The organism is Comamonas sp. JNW, from assembly GCF_003105075.1.
In the GTDB taxonomy this organism is placed as follows: domain Bacteria; phylum Pseudomonadota; class Gammaproteobacteria; order Burkholderiales; family Burkholderiaceae_C; genus Comamonas; species Comamonas squillarum.
Genome location: NZ_QETI01000007.1, coordinates 136,057 through 159,023 on the forward strand (window position 1 = coordinate 136,057; position 22,967 = coordinate 159,023).

The 22,967-nt window shown below is 65.1% G+C and carries 16 protein-coding genes; 12 read left to right on the forward strand and 4 right to left on the reverse strand.

Annotated features, from left to right (window positions below):
• The first annotated feature begins 2 nt into the window (after positions 1-2).
• From DCO45_RS12285 to DCO45_RS12320, 8 genes are all read left to right on the forward strand, one after another.
• Positions 3-1,352 (forward strand): histidine kinase dimerization/phospho-acceptor domain-containing protein, encoded by a 1,350-nt coding sequence (locus DCO45_RS12285; protein ID WP_116926207.1) that lies wholly within the window; start codon positions 3-5, stop codon positions 1,350-1,352.
• 112 nt (positions 1,353-1,464) lie between these two features.
• Entirely contained in the window at positions 1,465-2,529 is a 1,065-nt protein-coding gene (fba, locus tag DCO45_RS12290) for a class II fructose-bisphosphate aldolase (RefSeq protein ID WP_116926111.1), read from the forward strand.
• A 172-nt stretch (positions 2,530-2,701) separates the two neighbouring features.
• Entirely contained in the window at positions 2,702-4,087 is a 1,386-nt protein-coding gene (gene gorA, locus DCO45_RS12295) for a glutathione-disulfide reductase (protein WP_116926112.1), read from the forward strand.
• Positions 4,088-4,205: 118 nt separating this feature from the next.
• Positions 4,206-5,438, forward strand: coding sequence for a M48 family metallopeptidase (locus DCO45_RS12300; RefSeq protein ID WP_116926113.1), 1,233 nt, complete (start codon positions 4,206-4,208; stop codon positions 5,436-5,438).
• Positions 5,439-5,591: 153 nt separating this feature from the next.
• The gene (locus DCO45_RS12305) at positions 5,592-6,464 is read left to right on the forward strand and encodes a hypothetical protein (protein WP_133248144.1); all 873 of its coding nucleotides are present in this window, start codon (positions 5,592-5,594) and stop codon (positions 6,462-6,464) included.
• A gap of 188 nt (positions 6,465-6,652) precedes the next feature.
• Positions 6,653-8,341 carry an AMP-binding protein gene (locus DCO45_RS12310; RefSeq protein ID WP_116926115.1) on the forward strand — a complete coding sequence of 563 codons (1,689 nt, stop codon included), beginning with the start codon at positions 6,653-6,655 and terminating at the stop codon, positions 8,339-8,341.
• A 112-nt stretch (positions 8,342-8,453) separates the two neighbouring features.
• A complete protein-coding gene (locus DCO45_RS12315) occupies positions 8,454-9,212 on the forward strand; it encodes a 5'-methylthioadenosine/adenosylhomocysteine nucleosidase (protein ID WP_116926116.1) in 759 nt (252 codons plus the stop codon).
• 86 nt (positions 9,213-9,298) lie between these two features.
• Positions 9,299-10,498, forward strand: a complete 1,200-nt coding sequence (locus tag DCO45_RS12320) for an MFS transporter (protein WP_116926117.1) — start codon at positions 9,299-9,301, stop codon at positions 10,496-10,498.
• A gap of 15 nt (positions 10,499-10,513) precedes the next feature.
• Here the strand turns inward: DCO45_RS12320 and corA are convergent, their stop codons facing one another.
• The 4 genes from corA to tsaB all read right to left on the reverse strand — a co-directional run bounded on the left by corA (position 10,514) and on the right by tsaB (position 13,853).
• Positions 10,514-11,500: a magnesium/cobalt transporter CorA gene (gene corA / locus DCO45_RS12325; protein WP_116926118.1), complete on the reverse strand. Its 987-nt coding sequence runs from the start codon at positions 11,498-11,500 to the stop codon at positions 10,514-10,516.
• A 303-nt stretch (positions 11,501-11,803) separates the two neighbouring features.
• Positions 11,804-12,664 (reverse strand): hypothetical protein, encoded by an 861-nt coding sequence (locus DCO45_RS12330; RefSeq protein ID WP_116926119.1) that lies wholly within the window; start codon positions 12,662-12,664, stop codon positions 11,804-11,806.
• Positions 12,661-13,137 carry a ribosomal protein S18-alanine N-acetyltransferase gene (gene rimI / locus DCO45_RS12335; protein WP_116926120.1) on the reverse strand — a complete coding sequence of 159 codons (477 nt, stop codon included), beginning with the start codon at positions 13,135-13,137 and terminating at the stop codon, positions 12,661-12,663. The genes DCO45_RS12330 and rimI overlap by 4 nt, the downstream gene beginning before the upstream one ends.
• Positions 13,134-13,853, reverse strand: coding sequence for a tRNA (adenosine(37)-N6)-threonylcarbamoyltransferase complex dimerization subunit type 1 TsaB (gene tsaB, locus DCO45_RS12340; RefSeq protein WP_116926121.1), 720 nt, complete (start codon positions 13,851-13,853; stop codon positions 13,134-13,136). Before tsaB ends, rimI begins: the two co-directional genes overlap by 4 nt.
• 130 nt (positions 13,854-13,983) lie before the next feature.
• Between tsaB and dacB the strand changes: the two genes are divergently transcribed.
• From dacB to DCO45_RS12360, 4 genes are all read left to right on the forward strand, one after another.
• Complete coding sequence (gene dacB / locus DCO45_RS12345; protein ID WP_243419334.1) at positions 13,984-15,606, forward strand: D-alanyl-D-alanine carboxypeptidase/D-alanyl-D-alanine-endopeptidase; 1,623 nt, start codon at positions 13,984-13,986, stop codon at positions 15,604-15,606.
• Positions 15,607-15,719: 113 nt separating this feature from the next.
• The gene (locus DCO45_RS12350; RefSeq protein ID WP_165841189.1) at positions 15,720-16,352 is read left to right on the forward strand and encodes an ankyrin repeat domain-containing protein; all 633 of its coding nucleotides are present in this window, start codon (positions 15,720-15,722) and stop codon (positions 16,350-16,352) included.
• 352 nt (positions 16,353-16,704) lie between these two features.
• On the forward strand, positions 16,705-21,870 hold the full coding sequence (locus DCO45_RS12355; protein WP_116926124.1) for a choice-of-anchor U domain-containing protein: 5,166 nt from the start codon (positions 16,705-16,707) through the stop codon (positions 21,868-21,870).
• Positions 21,871-22,162: 292 nt separating this feature from the next.
• On the forward strand, positions 22,163-22,933 hold the full coding sequence (locus DCO45_RS12360; protein ID WP_165841190.1) for a hypothetical protein: 771 nt from the start codon (positions 22,163-22,165) through the stop codon (positions 22,931-22,933).
• Positions 22,934-22,967 lie beyond the last annotated feature (34 nt).

The window sequence follows — 22,967 nt, forward strand, 5'->3', positions numbered from 1 at the left end:
ACCTGGCGGCCAAGCCCCAGCGCCTGCCCCAGCTGCGTACCCGGCTGCTGGTCTGGATTCTGGCGGCGCTGGTCGTCGTCTGGGCCAGTTTTGTCTACTGGGCCTACCAGACCGGTATTGAAGAGGCCGATGAGCTGACCGACGGGCACCTGGCCGGCGTTGCTGCGCTGGTGCTCAATATCCCCTCCAACGCGCAGACCCCGCCGGGCCTGCCGACCGAGCGCGTGCCGCTGCCGGGGCTGCATGCGCATGACTACCAGCAGTCGATGAGCCTGCAGGTCTGGAGCGCCGAGGGCGATCTGGTGCTCAATGTCGGCAGCGCGCCGCGCCTGCATTTTGCCGATGGGCGCAGTGGCTTTTTTGATGCACAGCTAGGCCCCAAGCACGAGGTCTGGCGCACCTTCACGCAGTGGAACACCGAGCACACGCGCAAGGTCGCTGTGCTGGTCAACCTGCAAGAGCGCGATGACCTGGCCGATGACATTGCCGGGCAGATGATTCTGCCCGGGCTGTGGCTTTTGCCGGTGGTCACCCTGGTGCTGGGGCTGACAATCCGCGCCGGCCTCAAACCCCTGACCCAGCTCTCGCGCGATGTCGAGCAGCTCGAGCCCGAGCAGGGCCAGCGCCTTTCTACCGGCCACAACTGGCAGGAGTTCCGGGCGGTGACCCTGGCGTTCAACCGCCTGCTGGACCGCAATGATGAGGCGATGGAGCGCGAGCGCACCTTGGCCAACCAGGTGGCGCATGAGCTGCGCACGCCGCTGGCCTCGATCAGCTTGCATGCGCAGTCGCTGCAAGGCGGGCTCGACCCCGCCCAGCAGGCCCAGGCGGTGCAGCGCCTGCATGCCGACGCGCTGCGCGCTGGCCATGTGCTCAACCAGATTCTGGCCTTGGCCCGCAGCAGCCGTGTGGCGCTGACCCAGCAGGCCGCGCCGGTGGACCTGGCGCAGCTGGCGCGCACGGTGGGGGCCGAATACGCCCAGGCGGCCTGGCGGCGCGGGGGCAGTGTGGCGGTGGAGCTGCCCGAGCAACTGTGGGTGAAAGGCCACGCCGTGCTGCTGGAGGTGGCCGTGCGCAATTTGGTCGAGAACGCGCTGCGCCACACCCCCGAGGGCACGCAGATCGAGGTGCAGGGCGGCAGCGATGGTGGGCAGTGCTGGCTGCAGGTCTGTGATGATGGCGGCCGCCTGCAGGAGAAGGCCGTGCCCGAGCCAGTGGACAGCCTGCAGCTGGGCCACCAGATTGTGCAGCGCATCATGGCTTTGCACGGGGGCGCTTTCGAGCAGCTAGAGGCGCTGGCACCCTATACCACTTGCTACCGCCTCAGTATGCCTCTCGCCCAGATGGCCTGAGCTTGCTAAAATAGGCAGTTACCAAGCGGTTACCATGCCGCAGACATGAATCCAGGGTGTTGCAGCAGCGGTTGCAGCACTCTTTCTTTGCATTAGAACGGACCCGACCACCATGCCTTTGATCTCGATGCGCGAAATGCTCGACCATGCTGCCGAAAATGGCTACGGCATCCCTGCCTTTAACGTCAACAACCTGGAACAAGTCCAGGCCGTGATGTCGGCGGCAGACGAAGTCGGCGCGCCCGTGATCCTGCAGGCCAGCGCCGGCGCGCGCAAGTACGCCGGTGAGCCCTTCATCAAGCACCTGATCCAGGCCGCCGCCGAGATGTACCCGCACATCCCGCTGGTGATGCACCAGGACCACGGCACCACGCCCGAGATCTGCCAGGGCGCGCTGAACCTGGGCTTTGGCTCGGTGATGATGGACGGCTCGCTGATGAGCGACGGCAAGACCCCCTCGTCCTTTGACTACAACGTCGATGTGACCCAGAAGGTCGTTGCGATGGCCCACCAGATCGGTGCCACCGTCGAAGGCGAACTGGGCTGCCTGGGCAACCTGGAAACCGGTGAAGCTGGCGAAGAAGACGGCATTGGCGCCGAAGGCAAGCTGGACCACAGCCAGATGCTGACCGACCCCGAAGAAGCAGCCGTGTTCGTCAAGGCCACGCAACTGGACGCGCTGGCGATCGCCATCGGCACCAGCCATGGCGCCTACAAGTTCAGCCGCAAGCCCACGGGCGACATCCTGGCGATCTCTCGTGTCAAGGAAATCCATGCCCGCATCCCCAACACCCACCTGGTGATGCATGGCTCCTCGTCCGTGCCCCAGGAACTGCTGGCCATCATCAACCAGTACGGCGGCAAGATGAAGGAAACCTACGGCGTGCCCGTCGAAGAGATCCAGGAAGCCATCAAGTACGGCGTGCGCAAGATCAATATCGACACCGACATCCGCCTGGCGATGACCGGCGCGGTGCGCAAGTTCCTGGCCGAGAACCCCGACAAGTTCGACGCCCGCGAATGGCTCAAGCCCGCCCGTGAAGCCGCCAAGCAAGTGTGCAAGGCCCGCTACATCGAGTTTGGCTGCGAAGGCCAGGGCGGCAAGATCAAGGGCTACAGCCTGGAGCAAATGGCCAAGAAGTACAGCGCTGGCGACCTGGCCCAACTGGTCAAGTAAATCTGCCTGCCCTGCCAGTGCCTTGGGCGCTGGATGGCCCCAAAGCCTGCAATCGCTTGCGCGTTGCAGGCTTTTGCTTTTGGCCTAAGCGATGCGGCGATAACCGCACACGCGCACTGCGCCCGGTGTTTTTTGCACAATGCTTTGCATAGCAAACAAAGGAGCGCAAAGCATGCAGACAAGCCATTCCTGGGATCTGGATCTGGTGGTGATTGGCGGCGGATCGGGGGGGGTGCGGGCAGCCCGCATGGCGGCAGCACGGGGCGCCAAGGTGGCGGTGGTGGAGTTCAAGGCCATGGGTGGCACTTGCGTCAACGTCGGCTGCATCCCCAAAAAACTCTACAGCTATGCCGCTGGCTATGCCGAGGCCTTTGCAGAGGCGCGCGGTTACGGCTGGCAAATGCCCCAGGCGATTGCGCTGGACTGGCAGGCGCTCAAAGCAGCGCGCGCGCAGGAGATCTCCCGGCTCAATGGCATCTACGAGGGCCTGATGCGCAACGCGAATGTGGAGCGCATTGCCGGCCAGGGGCGGCTCGCCGATGCCCACACCGTGGTGGTCTCTGCCGATGGCGCCGATGTGCGCACCTTGACCGCGGCCCATATCCTGATCGCCACCGGCGGCACGCCGGTGCGCCCCGATCTGCCGGGCAGCGCGCATGTGATCGTCTCGGACGAGATGTTTGACCTGGCCGAGCTGCCGCGCCGGCTGGTGGTCGTGGGCGGGGGCTATATCGGCTGCGAGATGGCCAGCATCTTCCATGGCCTGGGCGTGCAGGTGAGCCTGCTGCACCGGGGTGACCAGATCCTGCGCGGCTTTGACGACGAGGTGCGCAGCTTTGTCGCCGAAGAGCTTCGCAAGAGCGGCGTGGACCTGCGCCTGAAGACCGAAGTGAAAGAGATCACCTGCGATGCAGCCAGCGGCGAGCGCACATTGACCCTGGCCGATGGGTCGGAGCTGAAGGCCGATCAGGTGCTGTATGCCACGGGCCGCAAGGCCAACGTCAGCGGCCTGGGGCTGGAGGCGCTGGGCATTGCGCTGGACAAAAGCGGCGCCATCGTCGTCGATGCGCAGCTGGCCACTGCCCAGCCCAGCGTGCATGCGCTGGGCGATGTAGTGGGGCGCATGGAGCTGACGCCAGTGGCCCTGGCCGAAGCGATGGCCTGGGTAGACCACCTCTGGGGCCCCGAGGCCGGCAAGGCCGCGCGCGTGATGGACTACGACAACATCCCCACGGCGGTGTTCACCCATCCACAGATCGGCACCGTGGGCCTGACCGAGGCCCAGGCCCGTGAGCGCCATGGGGCGGTGCGCATCTACCGCAGTGATTTCAAACCGCTGCGCCACACCTTGTCGGGCCGCAGCGAGCGCTGCCTGGTCAAGCTGGTCGTGGATGACGCCAGCGACAAGGTGCTGGGCCTGCATGTCGTGGGCGCCGATGCGGCCGAGATCACCCAGGGCTTTGCGGTGGCGATCAAAGCTGGTGCCACCAAGGCGCTGTTTGACCAGACGATTGGCATCCATCCGACGATGGCCGAAGAGCTGGTCACCTTGCGCTAAGTAAGCCGCATGTAAGCATCAGAACGCGGTAGTTGCTGCTTTGCAAAATCTTATAAATTCTCTCTATAAAGGCCGCGTGTCTCGGGCATGATACGCGCTCTTTACAGAGGAGATACATATGAAGGAGTGGGTGTATCCGCGGGAGCGGACCCTGGGCGCCATCACGCTGGTTTTGGGCTTGCTGGCATGGTTGGCCATCTTGCTGATGACCGTGGGCACGGTACTGATCTACCTGCTCATCGCTTTCATTTTTTATCTCTTTGCCCAGTCTGCCTTGATTGCCTGGCTGCGCGGCACTGCCGTGCGGCTGTCGGACGAGCAGTTTCCCGAGCTCTACCTGCAGTACCTGCAGTGCTGCAAAAAGCTCGAGCTGGTCGACCCGCCCGAGGCCTATCTGCTGCAAGGCGACGGCCTGATGAATGCCTTTGCCACCCGCTTTCTGGGCCGCAACTTTGTCATTGTGCTGAGCGACACGGTGGATGCGATGCGCGCGCTGCCCGATGGCATCAACTTCTACTTTGGCCATGAGCTGGGCCATATCAAGCAAGGCCATTTGACCGGCCATTTCTGGCGCATGCCGGTGCTGTGGCTGCCGCTGATTGGTGCGGCCTATGCGCGCGCTCAGGAGTACACCTGCGACCTGCATGGCCGCGCCTGCTGCGAAGGCTCGGAATCGGCCGGCCGCGCGCTGTCGGTGCTGGCCGCTGGCGCGCAGAAGTGGAAGACCATCAACCTGGTGCAGTATGCGCGTCAGACCATGACGAACCGGGGCTTCTTCCCCGATCTGCATGAGCTGCTGGGCGGCTACCCCTGGCTGACCAAGCGCGTGGCGCGCATGATCAGCCCCGGCATCAAGATGCCGGGCCGCAATCCCTTCTCTTACCTGTTTGCGCTGTTTGTGCCCTACGGCGGCCGGGCAGGCGGCGGGGCCGTGGGCTTGTTGATGGTGATCGCGATCATCGGTATCGCGGCCGCCGTCGCGATCCCGGCGCTCAAGGGTGGAGCCGGGGGCGGTGCCTTCAGCCAGATGCTGATGCAAGGCATGCAGTCGCAAAAGGGCAAGGAAGCCTTCGAGAAGGAATGGAGCCAGGCCGAGCCGGTACGCCAGGCGCTGTCGCGCTACTACCAGACCTATGAAGAAGTGCCGGATTCGCTGGCCGATGCAGGTGTGCCGCCGCAGCAGGAAGGCCGGCTGATGTATGACAGCGACGATATGTCGCTGACTGCGCTGACCCTCCATGGCCAGTTGCAGATGCAGCCCATGCAGGGAGAGGGCGGCAAGGTGATCTGGCATTGCAGCGCCGATGGTGCGGCGCAACAGTATCTGCCGGCCAGTTGCCAGAGCAAGTGATGCATTTGGATACATTCACTACCAAAGTCTCCTGATTCAGCCCGGCGGCCTCAGACAGAATCCGCAACGGCCTTGCTATGATGCAGGGCTTGGCGGTGTGGCACAGGCCACGCACTGTCTGTTGGCCGCCGCTACTGTTTTCAGGATCCGTCTATGTCTTTTTCCGCTGCCCGTTCTCTGTCCTGGCTGGGGTGCGCTGCCGCAGCCGTGGTGCTGAGCGCCTGCGCGCCGCTGCCGTCGAGTGTGGAGCCGGTGGGCCGCACCTTGGTGTCCATGGACCAAAACACCGACCTGCGATGGACGTACTGGGGCACGGACAGCGAGGTGCTCGATGTACTGCCCGAAGACCTGGCCAAGGACAAGCCCCTACAGGCCAGGCTCTGGCAGATGCGCACCAAGCTGGGCGAGCTGGTGGGCGTGATGTCGCTGCGCTCCAGCGTCGATGACCTGAACAACCAAAACACCGTCTGGACCCAGAACTGCCCCAAGCAAAAGGGCGTGCTGGTCGAGCGCACCCAGGGCCTGAACATTGGCCGGGTGGACTGCCTGCGCATCAAGCGCACCGCCAACAGCAGCGACTGGCTGGCCCAGAACGATGCGGCCATGGCGGGCCGGCTGGAGGCGGCCGGTGTCTACTTTGCGCGCCCGGTGGCCTATGTGTCCTACCAGTTCACCACCAGCAATGGCGGCTATGTCGAAGCGCAGGTGCTGGTGGACCAGCGCCTGGTGCGCCCGCCGATCCGCAGCAGTGTCGACTTTCTGGCCGCCGGCCGTTCGCTGGACCACTGGGCCCAGGACCTGGCGCGTTCCATGCGTGAGAGCACCGGCTACTTCAACGGCGTGCTGACCGTGCCACCGTTCCCCTACGAGATCGACCAGCAGCCCTACTACGAGACCAAGCAGGACGACTCCGATGTGCTGTTTGGCAAGGAAAAGCCCAACCCCCAGGCCGCCGAAGAGAAAGCAGCTTCGGTGGTAGCGCCGGCAGGGGCAGCACCTGCTGCGGTCGCACCCGCCAAGCGCTGAACGCTTCGCTCGCTCAGCAACCGCCATGACCCCGGTCATGGCTTTTTTTTGCTTTTTTACGGGTATATCCAGACTTGGAATGAGCGCAGAATTTGCACAATAGGGCGAGATCGAACAACATGGCTCAGCAGCGGGCCGTGCGCACAGGGCGCCGGCACCCCGCTGTATGACCGACAGGAGACTTGTGCATGACCGAACGCCCATGGCTGGCCGCTTACCCACCCGAGATCCCCGAGGACATTGACCCTGAGCGCATTCCGACCTTGGTGCAGCTGCTCAACCAGGCCTTTATCCAGTATGCCGACCGCACGGCGCTGCACTTCATGGGCGCGCGCTTCAGCTACCGCCAGCTCGACGACTACAGCGTGGCGCTGGCCGCCTACCTGCAGACCCTGCCGCTCGCCAAGGGCGACCGCGTGGCGCTGATGATGCCCAATGTGCCGCAGTACGCGGTGGCCGTCGCAGCCGTGCTGCGCGCCGGGCTGGTCGTGGTCAACGTCAACCCGCTCTACACCGCCTCCGAGCTGGACCACCAGCTCAAGGACAGCGGCGCCAAGGTGATGATCGTGCTGGAGAACTTTGGTGCCACCGTGCAGAACTGCGCAGCGCACCGCCAGCTCGACCAGATCATCGTCTGCAGCATGGGCGATTGCCTGGGCCTGATCAAGGGCAGCATCGTCAACTATGTGGTGCGCCACAGCAAGAAGCTGGTCGCGCCGTTCACCCTGGAGCGCAACATCCGCTACCCCGATGCGATCAGCCAGGGCGAGCGCCACACGTTCTCGCCGGTGGACATCGGGCCTGACGACATGGCCGCGCTGCAGTACACCGGCGGTACCACCGGCGTGGCCAAGGGCGCCGTGCTGCTACACCGCAACCTGGGCGCCAATGTGATGCAGGTGCAGGCCTGGTATGGGCCGGCGCTCAAGACCATTCCACAAGGCGAGCAGCCGCTGTGCGTCTGCGCGCTGCCGCTCTACCATATCTTCGCGTTCACGGTCTGTTTTCTGCTGTCCATGCGCCTGGGCCACCAGGTGCTGCTGATCCCCAACCCGCGCGACATGAAGGCGGTGCTGGGCGAGCTGGGCAAGTACGAGTTCCACACCTTGCCAGCGGTCAACACCTTGTTCAACGGCCTGATGAGCCACCCCGATTTCGACAAGGTGAACTGGAAGAACCTGCGCGTGGTGGTGGGCGGCGGCGCGGCCGTGCAGTCCTCGGTGGCTGAGCGCTGGCTGCAGCGCACCGGCCAGCCCATCGTCGAGGGCTATGGCCTGTCCGAGACCAGCCCGGTGGCCAGCTGCAACTTTGTCGGCACGGGCCAGAAGGCCTCGGGCTCGATCGGCTACCCGATGCCGGGCACCGATATGGCCATCCTCGACGATGCCGGCGAGCCGGTGGCGCAGGGCGAGCGCGGCGAGGTCTGCATACGCGGGCCGCAGGTGATGGCCGGCTACTGGCAGCGCCCGGACGAGACCGCCAAGTCCATGACCGAGGACCAGTTCTTCCGCTCCGGCGACATCGGCATCATGGAGCCCGATGGCATGTTCCGCATCGTTGACCGCAAGAAGGACATGGTGCTGGTGAGCGGCTTCAACGTCTACCCCAATGAGGTCGAAGACGTGGCCGCATCCTTCCCCGGCGTCGCCGAATGCGCGGTGGTGGGCGTGCCCGATGAGAAGACCGGCGAGGCGATCAAGCTGGTGGTCGTGCGCAAGTCGGCCGATGTGACCGAGGCGCAGCTGCGCGCCCATTGCGCCGAGCACCTGACCGGCTACAAGCGGCCCAAGTACATCGAGTTCCGCGACAACCTGCCCAAGACCCCGGTGGGCAAGATCCTGCGGCGCGAGCTGCGCGACGAAACGACCAAAGCCTGAGTGCTGCAGCGGCACTGCGCCGCAGCAGTGCTGCCGCCGACACAGTAGCGAAAGCGCAGAGGGCGGAGATTGCAGCGACAATCTCTGCTTTGCTGTTTTTTGGGATTCCCCCGTGACCCTTGCCATTCTCAGTGCCCTTCCCGAGGAGCAGGCCGGCATTGCCGCGCTGCTGGCGGATGCCCGCACCAGCGACTATGCCGGCCGCCGCTACACCTGCGGCCAGCTGCACGGCCATGCGGTGGTGCTGGCGCTGTCGGGCATTGGCAAGGTGGCGGCGGCCAGCACGGCCGCAACCCTGGTCGAGCGCTTTGGCGCCCGGGGCATCGTGTTTACCGGTGTGGCCGGTGGCCTGGGCGCGGGCGTGCAGGTGGGCGATGTGGTCGTGGCCAGCAGCTATGCGCAGCACGACATGGATGCCTCGCCGATCTTTCCGCGCTACGAGGTGCCGGGCTATGGCCGCGCGCGCTTTGACTGCGACGTTACCCTGAGCGCGCAGCTGGCCGTAGCGGTGCAGCAGTGCCTGGCCGGGGGCGCCGCAGCCTGGACGGCCGAGCTGGGCCTGCCCGCGCCGCAGATGCACCAGGGCCTGGTCGTCAGCGGCGACCGCTTTGTCAGCAGCGCCGCCGAAGTGCAGGCGCTGCGCAGCGGCTTGCAGGGCGCAGGCATGGAGGCGCTGGCCGTCGAGATGGAAGGCGCTGCCGTCGCCCAGGTCTGCGCCGACCATGGCCTGCCCTTTGCGGCCATGCGCAGCATCTCCGACCGGGCCGATGACAGCGCGCACCTGGACTTTCCGCGCTTTATCCGCAGCATTGCCAGCCGCTACGCGCAGCACACCATCGGCAGCCTGCTGCGGAACTTGGCGAGAGGTTAATCGGCTACCCGGTAGCGCGGGTGACTGTGCACTGCGGCAAGCCTCGTCACAATGGCGCGCTGCCTTGATGCGCTGTTTTGCCGACCATGCCCCTTTTTCCCGCCCACTCCTTTGCGCCCGGCCAGGTGCTGACCACCTGCAAGCTGGGCCTGGGGCAAATGCTGTCCTGGGGCTCGGCCTTCTACCTGCCCGCCATCCTGGCCGGCGCGATGGGCGAGAGTCTGGGCATAGCGCCATCGCGCATCTTTGCGGCGTTCTCCGTGGCGCTGCTGATGATGGCGCTCACTGGCCCGGTAGCGGGGCGGCTGATTGACCGCTGGGGCGGGCGGCCGCTCCTGATGGCCACTAATGTGCTGTTTGCGCTGGGCCTGGCGCTGCTGTCGCAGGTGCAGACCCAGGGCCAACTGTTTGCGGTCTGGTGGCTGCTGGGGCTGGCGATGGGGGCGGGCCTGTACGAGGCAGCCTTTGCCACCTCGGTGCGCCTGTATGGCAAGGCCGCGCGCGGCAGCATTGTCGGCATCACCTTGTTTGGCGGCTTTGCCAGCACCCTGAGCTGGCCGCTCACCACCTGGTTGCTGCACAGCTGGGGCTGGCGCGAGGCTTGCCTGGTCTGGGCGGCGGTGCAGCTCTTGGTGCTGCTGCCGCTGCATGCCAGCTTGCCCCATGCTCCGGCTCGCGCCCGTACCGATGCGGCAGCCGACCCAGCGGGCGTGCCTGCAGCGCCAGCTGCTGCCCTGCGGGGCCAGTGGCTCAGCCTGGTCTTGCTGGCGCTGACCTTTGCCGCCATCTGGTTCATCGGCACCTCGATGATGTCGCACCTGCCGCGCCTGCTGATGGTCAGCGGCGCCACGGCGACGGCAGCGGTCGCTGCGGCGGCGCTGGTGGGCCCGGCCCAGGTGGCCAGCCGCATTGCCGACTATGTTTTTCTGCGCCGCGCCCATCCGCTGTGGTCGGCGCGCATTGCCGTCATCGCCTACCCCGTGGCGGCGCTCGCGCTGGCGCTGTTGGGTGCCTCGGGCGCCTGGGTCTATGCGCTGGCCTTTGGCCTGGGCAACGGCATCATGACCGTGGTGATCGGCACCTTGCCGCTGGCCATGTTTGGCGCGCAAGGCTATGGCCAGCGCCAGGGCCTGCTGATGGTGCCTGCCCGCATGACCCAGGCCAGCGCCCCTTTTCTGTTTGGTCTGGCGCTGGAGCAGTGGCAGCTGGGCGCGCTGTGGGTGCTGATGCTCGCCGCATCGATCGCCGGCACGGCCCTGTGGTGCCTGCGGCCCAAGCAGGTGTAGTGGGCGCCTCCGTGCTTACTTGAGCCAGCCGCGCTTGCGGAAGTACAGCATCGGTATCAGCGCGCTGCCCACCATCAGCGCAATGCCGTAGGCATAGCCGTATTGCCAGTCGATTTCGGGCATGTACTTGAAGTTCATGCCGTAGACGCTGGCGATCAAGGTGGGTGGCAGCAGCGCGACGCTGGCCACCGAGAAGATCTTGATGATCTTGTTCTGGTTGATGTTGATGAAACCGACCGTCGCATCCATCAAGAAGTTGATCTTGTCAAAGAGGAAGGCGGTGTGGTTGTCCAGCGATTCGATGTCGCGCAGGATCTGGCGCGCGTCCTCGAACTGGTCGGAGTTGAGCATCTTGCTGCGCATGACAAAGCTCACCGCGCGGCGGGTGTCCATCACATTGCGGCGAATGCGGCCGTTCAAGTCTTCCTGGCGGGCGATGGCCGAGAGCACTTCACTCGCGTGGGTGTCGGTCACATTGCCAGCCAGCACCTGGGTGCTGACATTTTCCAGGTCGTCGTAGATGCCTTCCAAGGTATCGGCCGAGTACTCGGCGTCGGCGTCGAACAGCTTGAGCAGCACGTCCTTGCTGTCCTCGATGAGGCCCGGCGCGCGGCGCGCACGCAGGCGCAGCAGGCGGAACACCGGCACATCCTCATCGTGGATGGAGAACAGCACGCCATAGCTTTTGAGCGCGGCGTTGTGCAGGTTCATGATGAAGGCCACACGCACGCTGCGCGGGTCGTCTTCGTCATCGATCAGGAAGTCGCTGCGGATGTGCAGGTCGCCGTTGTCTTCTTCGTAGAAGCGGGCCGATTCCTCGATGTCCTGGTCCATCGCGTCTTCGGGGATGGACAGGCCATAGTGCTGCTTGATCCAGCGCTTTTCTTCGAGGGTGGGGGATTCGAGGTCAACCCAGATAGGCTGAAAACGGGCCAGGTCCTGGAGAGACTCGATCTCTTCCTGCACCAGACGGCCATTGGCAAGCGTAAAGATGTTGAGCATGGGCTCACTTCCTTGTTGTTATTGGTCTGCAAAAGGGGGGCGGGGGGCGCTTCCGACCCTTGTGCAGCCATGTGCTTGCCAGGGTGGAAGCTACCAACTAGGGTAGGGATCCAAGGAGAGACTCCGGTTTGTGAATGGGCGCCATTATGGCATTCCCGCATCCGCTGCGCATGACGATGCGCTTTGTCCGCGCGCAGCGTTGTCAACGCCCCACGCCACAGCCTGTCAGTGGGCGCCTACACTCACCAAATGGCGGCTATTTGGCGGCTAAATGGCGGCAGATTGGCAGGTTGGTGAAGAAAATTAACGCCCGGCCTGGGCCAGTGCAAAGCACAGATCGGCCCAGGTTGCTGCCTTGGCCTGGGGGGTGCGCAGCAGGTGGCTGGGGTCGTAGCTGACCACGGCAGGCAGCTGGCAGCCGCCCAGCAGGTGCAGCTGCTGGCGCAGGCTGGAGAAAGGCAGGTCACCCGGCACCAGGTGGCGCACCGCCGGCAGGCCCAGCAGCAGCGCCATGGCCGGCTGGCATTCCTGCACCAGCGCCTCGATGCTGAAGCTGGGCAGGCCATCATCGCCTTCCTGGTTGGCAGGGATGCGGGCCAGCGGCACCCAGTAGACGGGGGCATCGGTCAGGCGCATGGCACGCAGCATCTGCACCAGCAGCTGGCAGGCTTCGCTCTGCTGGGGCGCGCCCTCGGGCAGCTCGGCCACCACCAGCCAGGACGGCTGGGTGTGGGGCACTGCGGGCTGCTGCTTGCCCTGCAGATCGAGCAGGACTGGCGCGCGCAGCGCAAAGCGCACACGCGGAAAGCCGGCGGGCAGCGCCTGTGGGGACGTGGGGCGTGCAGCTGCTGCAGGCGCTGGCGTTGGCTCAATAGCGGCAGCGGGCACGGCCGTTTCTGGGAGCGCAGCAGCCGGCATCGCCGCTGGAGCGGGTGCAACAGTAGGTGCATTAGCTCCTGTAGTCGCTGCTGCAGCCGCTGCCGTGGGAACAACCGCTGGGGCAGGCACCGCCTCCGCGCGCGATGGCGGTGCAGCCACTGGCGCAGGAGCGGAAGATGTCTCAGGCGCGGCCTGGGCGGCAGGCGCGGGCGATTCGGGCCACCACAGCGGGTGGCCCATCTCTTGCAGCATGGCGCGTTGGCGGGCGTCCAGGTTCAGGCTCATGGGGTGGTAGGCAGCAGATAACGCATGACCATGGCGTCCTCGCGTTCGACATGGGATACCGGATAGTAGCGCTTTCGCAGCCCTACCGATTCAAAACCAAACGCCAGGTAGATCTGCTGGGCGCGCAGATTGCTGATGCGCACCTCCAGCCAGATCGCCTGCGCGCGCGCACTGACGGCCCAGCTGCGCAGCTGATCGAGCAGCACCTTGGCCCAGCCCTGGCGCTGGTGGCGCGGGTTGACGGTGATGTTGAGCAGGTGCAGCTCATCGACGCCCTGCATCGCAATAAAGTAGCCGATCAGCTCCTCGTCGGCCCAGAGCAGCTGCATCGCATAGCCCATCGCCATCGAGTCGATAAAGTTGCCCCGCGTCCAGGGGTGGGTGTAGCACTGGTTCTCCACCGCCAGCAGTGCATCCAGGTCATCAATGCGCAGCGCGGACCAGCGCAGCTGGGGCGAGGCCGGCAGGCTCATGGCGCGCTGCCTGGGCTGCCGGCGGCCTGGGCTTGTTTTTCTGCCTCGCGCTCGGCCGTGGTCTTGGCGACCTTGTCGCGGATATAGAGCGGCAGCGCATCCTGCGCAGCCACTGCCTGGCCTTGCGCCAGCAAATAAGGCGCCAGGCTCAGCAAGGCCCGGGCCGTGGGCATGGCCTGCAGATGGGTGGCGCCGGGCGCCAGGCGCTCGCCATATATGGCCTGGGCATTGCCGGCCACGACAAAGCCCGCGGGCACCTGCACCTCCTGCGGCGGGCAGACCTGCAGATCGCCCAAGGTCTGCCAGTGGCCATCCACATACTGGTAAACGGCGTTGTAGACCTCGTCCATGCGGGCATCGAGGCAGGCCAGCACCTGAGTGCAGCCGTATTGCAGGCGGGCCTCTTCAGCGACGGTCATCAAGGTATCGACCGGCAGCACCGGCACGCCCTGGCCGCCCTTGGCCACAAAGGCCAGGCCCTGGGCAATGGCGCAGGCGGTACGCAAGCCGGTGAACGAGCCCGGGCCCCGGCCAAACACAATCGCGTCCAGCGCATCAAAGCCCAGGCCTGCATCGGCCATCAGGCCGCGCAGCGCCGGCAGCAACTGGCTGGAGGTGTGCTGGCCACCGGCACCGCTGTGCAGCCAGCGCTGGTCATCCCGCGCGGTGGCAATAAAGAGGGTGTCGGTACTGGATTCGAGGGCAAGCAGGTTCATGGGGTAGGGCGCGCACGGGCGCTATGCTGGCGCCCGGTTTCAGCCCCTGTAGAGGGGTGGCAACCTGCCATTATCGGGGCAAAGCCAAGGCTGCATGCCGGGCTTGGGCATAGCCGCTAGACTGCTGCCCATGCAACAGATTTCTTCGATGGCGCCCCTTCCTCTGTCCCTGGCGCGGCTGAGCGCTGGCCTGCCTGGCAGCAGCGGCCGCTGGCTGCTCCCGGTCGCGATTGCGCTGAGCCAGGTGGCCTGCGCGCAGACGCCGGCCGCCCCCTCTAGCGACCCCACGCCCACGCCCATCCGGCTGGCCCAGCCGGTCGCTGGGGCGCCCCAGGCACCGGCCTCCGTCGCACCTGTCGCTGCAGCACCTGCAGCCCTCGCCGCCCCGGCCAACGCCTGGCCCGCCGGCCGCTTGCCGGCCGAGGTCGAAGCCGCCCTGCAGCGGGGCAAGGTCGCGTCCGATGCGGTCTCCGTGGTGGTGATGGATGTCAGCGGCGCGCAGCGCCCGCTCCTTGATGTGCACAGCGATGTGGGCCGCAACCCCGCCTCGGTGATGAAGCTGGTGACCACCTATGCAGCGCTCGAGATCCTGGGCCCCGCCTACACCTGGGACACCCGCATTGCCACCGACGGCCAGGTCGCCCAGGGTGCCCTCAATGGCAATCTTTATGTACAGGGCTCGGGCGACCCCAAGCTGGTGATGGAGCGCCTGTGGCTGCTGCAGCGCCGCCTGCTGGGCCAGGGCATCCAGGTCGTGGTTGGCGATGTGGTGCTGGACCGCTCGGCCTTTGCGCTGCCGCCCATCGACCCCGCACGCTTTGACAACGAGCCCTACCGGCCCTACAACGCCGTGCCCGATGCGCTGCTGCTGAACTACAAGTCGCTGACGATGCGCTTTATCCCCGATGCCGCCGCTGGCGTGGCCCGCATCGCCTACGAGCCGGCCGTCGCGCATCTGCGCCTGCCCAGCACGGTGCCGCTGCTCAAGACCAAGGGCAATGCCTGTGGCGACTGGCGCGGCGCGCTCAAGGCGCAGATGGCCGATGCCACGCAGATCCAGTTTCTGGGTGGCTACCCGGCCGCTTGCGGTGAGAACAGCTGGGCCGTGGCGCCCGCCGCCCCCGACCGCTTTGCGCCCCGCGTGTTTGAAGGCATGTGGCGCGAGCTGGGCGGCAAGGTGACCGGCCAGGTGCGCATGGGCACCACGCCTGACGGCGTGCAGCCGCTGATGAGCTTCAGCTCGCCCACCCTGGGCGAGGTGGTGCGCGATATCAACAAGTACAGCAACAACGTGATGACCCAGCAGGTGTTTCTGACCCTGGGCAAGGAGCGCGCCGGCGTAGGCACCTTTGAAGGCGGCCGCCAGGCGGTGGCGCAGTGGTGGAGCGAGCGCGTGCCCGGCATGGCGCAGCCCACCATCGACAATGGCGCCGGTCTCTCGCGCGATGCCCGCATCACCGCCGGGTCGCTGGCCAAGATGCTCTCGGTCGCCTGGAACTCCAACGTCATGCCCGAGCTGATGGCCTCGATGCCGATCGTGGGTGTGGACGGCACGATGAAAAACAGCAAAAGCGCCCATACCGGCGGCGCCCACCTGAAGACCGGCACCCTGCGCGACGCCTCGGCCATTGCCGGCTATGTCAATGGCCGCGACGGACGCCGCTGGGTGGTCGTGGCCATGGCCAACAGCGACAATGCCCCGCAGGCACGCCCCGCCTGGGATGCGCTGATCGACTGGGTGGCGGCCCAGTAACCCCAGAGGCGCAGGCAGGTCGGGAAAAACCTGCCTGCCACCAAGGTTGGGATGCGGCGGTATCGGTGTACATTGCGCGTTGGAGCATGGTCACAAGCCATAAGGAGCCCTGCATGAGTCTGCCTTCGAAGACCTCGCTGTTTGCTGCTGCCAAGCGTTGGGATGCCGCCTTGGTGGCCCAGCTGCTGGCGCAGGCGCCGCAGTGGGCCCAGGCGGTGGATGGCAAGGGACGCACCGCCTTGCAGGTGGCCTGTGGCGTATCCGCGCAAAACGCCCAGTCAGCCGACACCAACGGCCTGGAGACCGTGGCCACCTTGCTGGCCGCCGGTGCCGTGCTGGAGGCCGAAGCCCCGATGGGCGAATGCAATGGCGACTTTTGCGCCACGGCGCTGTGGTTTGCCGTTGCCCGGGGCGAAAACCTGCCGCTGGTCGAACTGCTGCTTTCGCACGGCGCCAATGCCAGCTACTCGCTGTGGGCTGCCGTGTGGCGCGATGACGAGGCCATGTGCCGCGCGCTGCTGCAGGCACAGCCCCTCCTTAACCTGCGCGAGCACGGCGAAACCCCTGTTTTCTATGCCGCACGCCTCGGTCGCCTCAAGACCCTGGAGCTGCTGCTCGACGCCGGCGCCGACGTCTCGGTAGCCGACTTCAAAGGCCGCGATGCGGTCGACATCGCGCTCTCCCGGCGCCTGCCCCAGGGGCTGATCTACCGCATGCAGCAGCTGCGTCAGCCCAGGCTGGCCTGACGCCCCTTCCACTACTTTTTGTCCTGGTCGCCCTGCAACCGAGGGTGATGCACTGCCTTGTTTTTCTTACGGCGCTTTCTCACCGTCTGCCGCTTTATGAGGCGATAGCTCAGCAAGGCTGCCCATGCCTTGCTCCGGAAGATTGTCAGTACTTACCCCTGTCGGCGACTGTTGTGTTTGCCTAACTGCGCGTCAGCGTCATGTAAGCAGTGTTCATTCAAATGCGCTTCAAAATGCAATAAAACTATCAATAAATATCCATAAATTTTGGAAATTCGTTGATAGGCATCAATTGGGGTGGAGGGCCAGAAGGCGTTCGCAATTCTGGGCCTACTAAAGATGGACACACAGCATGTATGAAAAAATGAGGGGCCGCCCGCTGTTTACCAGCTGGGCGACGGTGGTGGGCATGTTCGTGCTGGGGCTGCTGTATTCGATCAGCAGTGCCTTTGCACAAGCCGCAGATGCCGTGTGTGCAGAAGTCAAAATTGTCATTGAGCAAAAGCTTTCGCTGGAGCGCCAGGCGTTTGACGCCAAGATGGTCATCACCAATGGCCTGGCGGACCAGAAGCTGGAGAACGTCTCCATCGAGCTGAGGTTCCTCGACGCCAACAACAACCTGGTCATAGCCACCTCGGACCCCAATGCCCAGGGGGCGACGTTCTTCTACCGCACCGACCAGGTCACGGGCATCACCAACCTGCAGAATGGCGTGATCGCGCCCAAGGCGGTGGCCCATATCAACTGGCTCATCATTCCTGCTGCGGGCAGTGGTGGCAGCAACCCGCAAGGCGCTGTGTACTACGTGGGGGCCAAGGTCAGCTACACGCTCGATGGCAAGGCCGATTCCGTCGAGGTGGCGCCAGAATCCATCGTGGTACGCCCCCAGCCCGAGCTGGTGCTGGATTACTTTTTGCCGCGTGATGTGTATGCCGACGACGCTTTCACGCCAGAGACCGAAGCGGCAGAGCCCTTCACCCTGGGCGTCCGAATCAAGAACCAGGGCGGCGGCACATCCCACAAGACCAAGATCGACACGGCCCAGCCCCGCATTGTGGAGAACCGTCAGGGCCTGGCGATCAGCTTCCAGATACTGGGCGGCTATGTGGGCGACCAACCAGCAGGCAAGAGCCTGCTTTTGGACTTTGGCGATATTGAGTCAGGTACTTCCAAAATGGGCCGCTGGTCCATGGTCACCAGCCTGGCGGGCAAGTTTGTCGAGTTCAACGCCAGCTTTACCCATGCCGATTCCCTGGGCGGCGCGGTCACCTCGCTGATCAAGGAAGTGCGCACGCATACCTTGGTCCAGGATGTGCGCGTCGATCTGCCAGGGCGCGACAAGGTGCGCGACTTTCTCGCCAAGGATGGTGATGTTTACCGGGTCTACGAGTCCGATGGCGCAGACACCGAGGTGCAGAACCAGACGGCATCGGCGCAGATGACCGTGCAGGGCAACAACGCCAGCCTGCGCTTTAGCCCTGTAGCCCAGGGCTTTGCCTATGCCCAGGTGCCTGATCCGGCGCGCGGCGCCAAGCTGCCGGTGCAGGTCACGCGGTCGGACGGCTATATCGTGCCTGCAGAAAACGTCTGGTTGTCCAAGGAGCGCAATGAGGACCTGAGCTGGAGCTACTTTCTCAATATCTTCGATGCCAACACCAGCGGCCAGTACAGCATCGGCTTTGTGGCCGGCGCGGCCGAGGCCAGCATTGCGGGCCTCGTGTACCGGGACAGCAATGCCAATGGCCTGCGCGACAGCGGCGAGCCGGGCATCCCCGTGACCGAGGTCAAACTGAGCGGTACCCAAGCCAGCACGGGCGCCGCCGAGCTGCAAACGGCGTATACCGATGCGCAAGGCGCGTTCCACTTCACCAACCTCAAGCCAGGCGTCTACACCTTGGTCGCCGGTGTCAGCGATGGCCTGGTGGATGGCGCGGCGCTGGCGGGCTCTGCGGGCGGGCAGAGCGCGGCGGGCAAGTTCAGCAGCATTGAGCTGACTGCCGGCACCGCCGCATCCGGCTATCTGTTTGCCAAGCGTGCCGCCACGCCCGACAACCCCGATCCCGAGCCCAAGGCTGACCTGGCAGTGGCCGCCGGTGCCACCCCGGCCACCGTCAAACGCGGCGATACATCCACCATCACGATCACCGCAGAAAACCTGGGCCCGGCAACGGCTGTGGCGACCACGGTGAATGTGGAAATACCTGCGGGCTTAACCGTGCTGAGCCCATCGGCCGCTGTGGGCAGCTATGCCAATGGTGTCTGGACCCTGGGCGATATGGCAACGCGTTCCACCGCCATCCTGACCCTGCAAGTGCAAACAGCCAAGGACGGCAGCGCTAAGGAGTTTGCCGTGGCTGCGCGTATCGGCTCGTCCACCAAGGACGATATCAGCAGCAACAACAGCGCTTCTACCCTCATCCGTATCCAGAGCAGCGAGGCCGTGACTGCCACGCAAACAGCAGACCAGGGTCTGCGCGTGCTGGCCTATATCGGCTGCGGCGCAGACACCGCCTGCGCCGCGCAAAAGCGCCAGACATCACAAACCGTGCTGGCCGCGTATGACGATGAGGCAGAGATCGTTGAGACAGCTGCTGCCTTCCAAAAGGCGCTGCGTGCCGGCGACTTCAGCCTGCTGTGGCTGAGCGGGTCGCTCACTGATCTGGGCGCCCACCTGCAAGAAGAAGTGCGCGCTGCCGTGCTGCGTGGTGCCTCGTTGGTGGTGGACGGCGCTGCCGATACCTCTTTGCGCGCCATTGCCGATATGTGGGGCAGCTATGCCGATCAGCCGTTGGCCAACGCCGCACTGCAGTTGGGCGCTAACGCGCTGCCGCTGACCCGCCCAAGCTGGGCCTTGGCCGCTGATGCGCAAGCGACCAGCGAGCTGCGCTACGCGACCGGAGAAACCGCCGCAGCACGCAGCAGCTACGGCAAGGGTCAGGTGCTGGCCATGGGCTTTGACAGCCTGGCTGAGCAGCTGAGCGGCACGGAATGGACGGCATGGCTTCAGGCCCAGAGGGTGCTGAGCAAGCCCAAGCTGGCAGACCCCATGCTCGCCCAATCCAGCGTGTACCTGAAGACCGTCATCCACAATGGCGACGACAAGGCCCGCCAGCTCACGCTGAGCACCGCCTTGGCCAACGGCGCCCAGCTGCTGTCGTCCAAGCCAGCAGCCGCGCAAAACGGCGACCAGCTGAGCTGGCCCATGGACCTGGCTGCCGGTGCAGACCAGGGCGTTGAGCTGTGGCTGCAGCTGCCCGCAGATGCCAAGGCATTCAGCCTGGAATCCCAGCTGCGCAATACCGCAGATGGGGTGGTAGTGGAGAGCTGGTCGCACAGCCTGCGCACCATCGCGCAGCAGCAGGCGGAGGCCAATGCACGCACAGCGCTTCCCGCCATTGCAGGTTTGACCGATGCAGCAAAGGCCCAGCTGGTGGCCCTGTTCGACCAAGCCGCCGATGCTGTCCAGCAGCAAAAGCTGGGCGATGCGATTGCTGCGCTGCTGCAAGCGCAAGAAAAACTGCGTGCGCTGCCCCAAGCTGCTGGGCGCGATGCGGCACTACAGTCCGTAGCGCAGTGGATCGGCCTGGTATCTGCCGCCTGGAAGGATGACGGCTCTGCCACCAAGAACTGGACCTTGGCCATCAGCAGCGGTAATCAGCAGGTTGCCGAAGTAAGCACTGCGTTTGCGGCGCCGCTGCAGGTACGTCTGGCCGATGAGAATGGTGCCCCGGTAGCCGGTCAGACCCTGCGCTTTGCCGCACCTGCCAGTGGCGCCAGTGCGGTGTTTGGCAACGGCACTGCCGCCTTGCAGGTCAGCACCGACGCCCAAGGCCTAGCGAGCACCGATGCCATCACGGCCAATGCCGTCGTGGGTGCCTACCAAGTGTTTGCCAGTGTGGACGGCGTCAACACCCCCGCTAGCTTTGACTTGCGCAACAGCGATGCGGCAACCCCCATCTTGACCTTGCAGCGGGTGACTGGCGACGGCCAGACAGCGCAAGTGGGCCAGGCCTTTGCCCAGCGCTTGCAAGCCAAGGTGGTGGATGCGCAAGGCGCAGCGGTGGCGGGTCAGCTGGTGGTGTTCACGCTGCCAATGGCTGCAATGGGGAATGCCACGGCCAGCTTTGCCGATGGCTCACAAACCGTCAGCGTCTCTACCGATGCCCAAGGCCTGGCGATCTCGCCGGTGCTGACGGCTAACAGCGCGGAGGGTAGCTACCAGGCGAGCGCTACAGCGGCAGGTGTCTCTGGCGAGGCGACATTCGCGCTGACCAACACGGCCCAGCCGGTGCAGGTGCTCCAGCTGCTTGGCGTTGCCGGCAGCGGCCAGTCGGCCCATGTAGGCGCGGCCTTTGCGCAAGCGCTTGCCGTCAAACTGGTGGATGGCCAAGGCCTGGGCGTGGCCAACCACAGCATTCGTTTCGAGTTGCCTTCCAACGGAGCAAGCGCCACGTTTGCAGGCGGCGCTTTGCAAGCAGAGGTGCAAACCGATGCCAATGGTTTTGCCAGCGCGCCGGTGCTCACGGCCAACAACACCGAAGGCAGCTTCGAGGTGCTGGCCAGTGCAGGCGGTGTGGCAGACGGCGTGCGGTTTGCATTGACGAACACGGCTGCAACGGCGCCCGTGCTGAACCTGCAGGTGCTTGCCGGTGGCGGCCAGTCTGCGGTGGTGGGTACGGCCTTTGCCGAGGTGATCCGTGTCAAGCTGGTCAACGGACTGGGTGAACCGGTGGCAGGGCGTGTGCTGAGCTTCAGCATGCCCACCAGCGGAGCAGGCGCTGTCTTTGCGGGTGGCGGCTTGACTGCGCAAGCGACGACCGATGCACAGGGTCTGGCGGCATCGCTGATGTTCAGCGCCAACCCAACCGTGGGTGACTACGAAGTGGTGGTGACCACCGCCGGTGCGCCCGATGTCAAGCTGGGCCTCAAGAACACTCCGGCCCCCGCGGGTGACAAGCAAGTCACCATCCCCACGCCCACGGGCACGGGCACGCTGAAGGCCTCGGTCACGGGTGGGGGCGCTAGCTGCCACTTCAACCCTGACAAGACCGCCGTCAAGCGGGCGCAGGGCTGGCTGCCGCTGTTTGATGTGCTGGTGTTCCCCCATGGCGTGTTCGAGTACGAACTGGTCGGCTGCGACGTGGGCAGCACGGTGACCATCACGACCGAGTGGCCCAACCTGTTTGGCGTGAGCAACTACATGAAGTACGGCCCTACACCTTCTTCGCGTGGCCGCAGCCTTTGGTATGTGCCCAAGAACCTCAAGCTGGAGGGCAACCGGGTGAGCTTCAGCATTACCGATGGCCAGCTGGGCGATGACGACCTGGTCGCCAATGGCGTCATCAAAGACCCGGGTGGCCCGGTTATCCAAAGTGGACCGCTGCCTGCCGATGAGCAAGCCGTGCCCGTGCCGGGCTTGGGCTGGTTGGCCGTGCTGATGCTGTCGCTGCTGACCGGTTTGGCGGCGCTGGTGGGGGTACGACGCAAGGCTGTGCTGGGAGCTGGCCATGGCCGTTAAGCACAAGGTGTGCGGCCCCAGATGGGGCACGCACGCTGCGCTGGCCGTCTTGGTCGGCGCAGCCTTGGGTGGTACTGCCTGCGATGCAGCAGCTTGGTCGCGGCCAGTCACTGCGCCTCCGCCTTTGGTGGAGTCTGAATCGGCTTCTGCCCCGTCCAAGGAGTTGGGCTGTTCGGCTGCGCAATATGCAGCGCAAACCACAGAGACGCCCGCGTTGGCATGGCCGGTGCAAACCGCGCCGCTCGCGCTGGACCAGGCCTGCTGGGTAAACGCTGCTGAGGCGGCTGCATCGATGCAAAGCGCCCAGCCTCCTACCTTGGTGGATGTGCGGCCGCGCAGCCTGCAACGCGCAGCGCCCATTGCGCGCGCCTTGCAGCTGGAGCTTTCTGACATGGCCAGCAAACGCTTCTTGCAGCAAACGTCCGTAGTGCTGCTGGGCACCGGGCTCGACAACGCCGAGGTTGACCAGGCCTGCCGTCAGCTGCGCCAGCAAGGCTTTGCCCAGTTGCAGGCGGTGCGGGGCGGTGTCCGAGCATGGCAGGCCGCGAAAGCGGCGACGGCAGGTAGCCAACCGTTGTTGCAGCCCTTGGATGCGCAGACTTGGATAGCCGCTCTGGGCCAAGGCATGCAATGGACGGTGATCTCTGCCAGCGAAGCCATGCAACGTGCGCCTCAGGCGCAGTGGCCGGTGCCGCCTGAGCAGCTAGTAGCCGTCAGGGCCGAAGGCAAAGAGCGCGATGCCAAGTTGGTGGCCGCCATTGCGCGCGCCTACCAAGACCGGCTCAAGCGTGTACGTCATGCGGGCTACGCTCAGGGCTTGGTGGTCATCACCGATGGCGTGGTCAGCGACAGCTTGCGTGCCCAAGTCGAAAATACCTTGGCGCCTAGCACCGATGCATCCAAAGCGGGCCGTTCCGCAAGTGAGACCAGTGCCGCAATGGCCACCTTGCCTGCCTATTGGCTAGACGGCGGCTGGCAAAGCTACACACAGCAAGTGGCCCAAACCGCCGCCATCCAACAGACCGCCAACCACCGGCTGCAAGCGCCGTGTGGACGCTTATGAGCGCAAACAACAAATGAGAAATACCGGGGGAAGC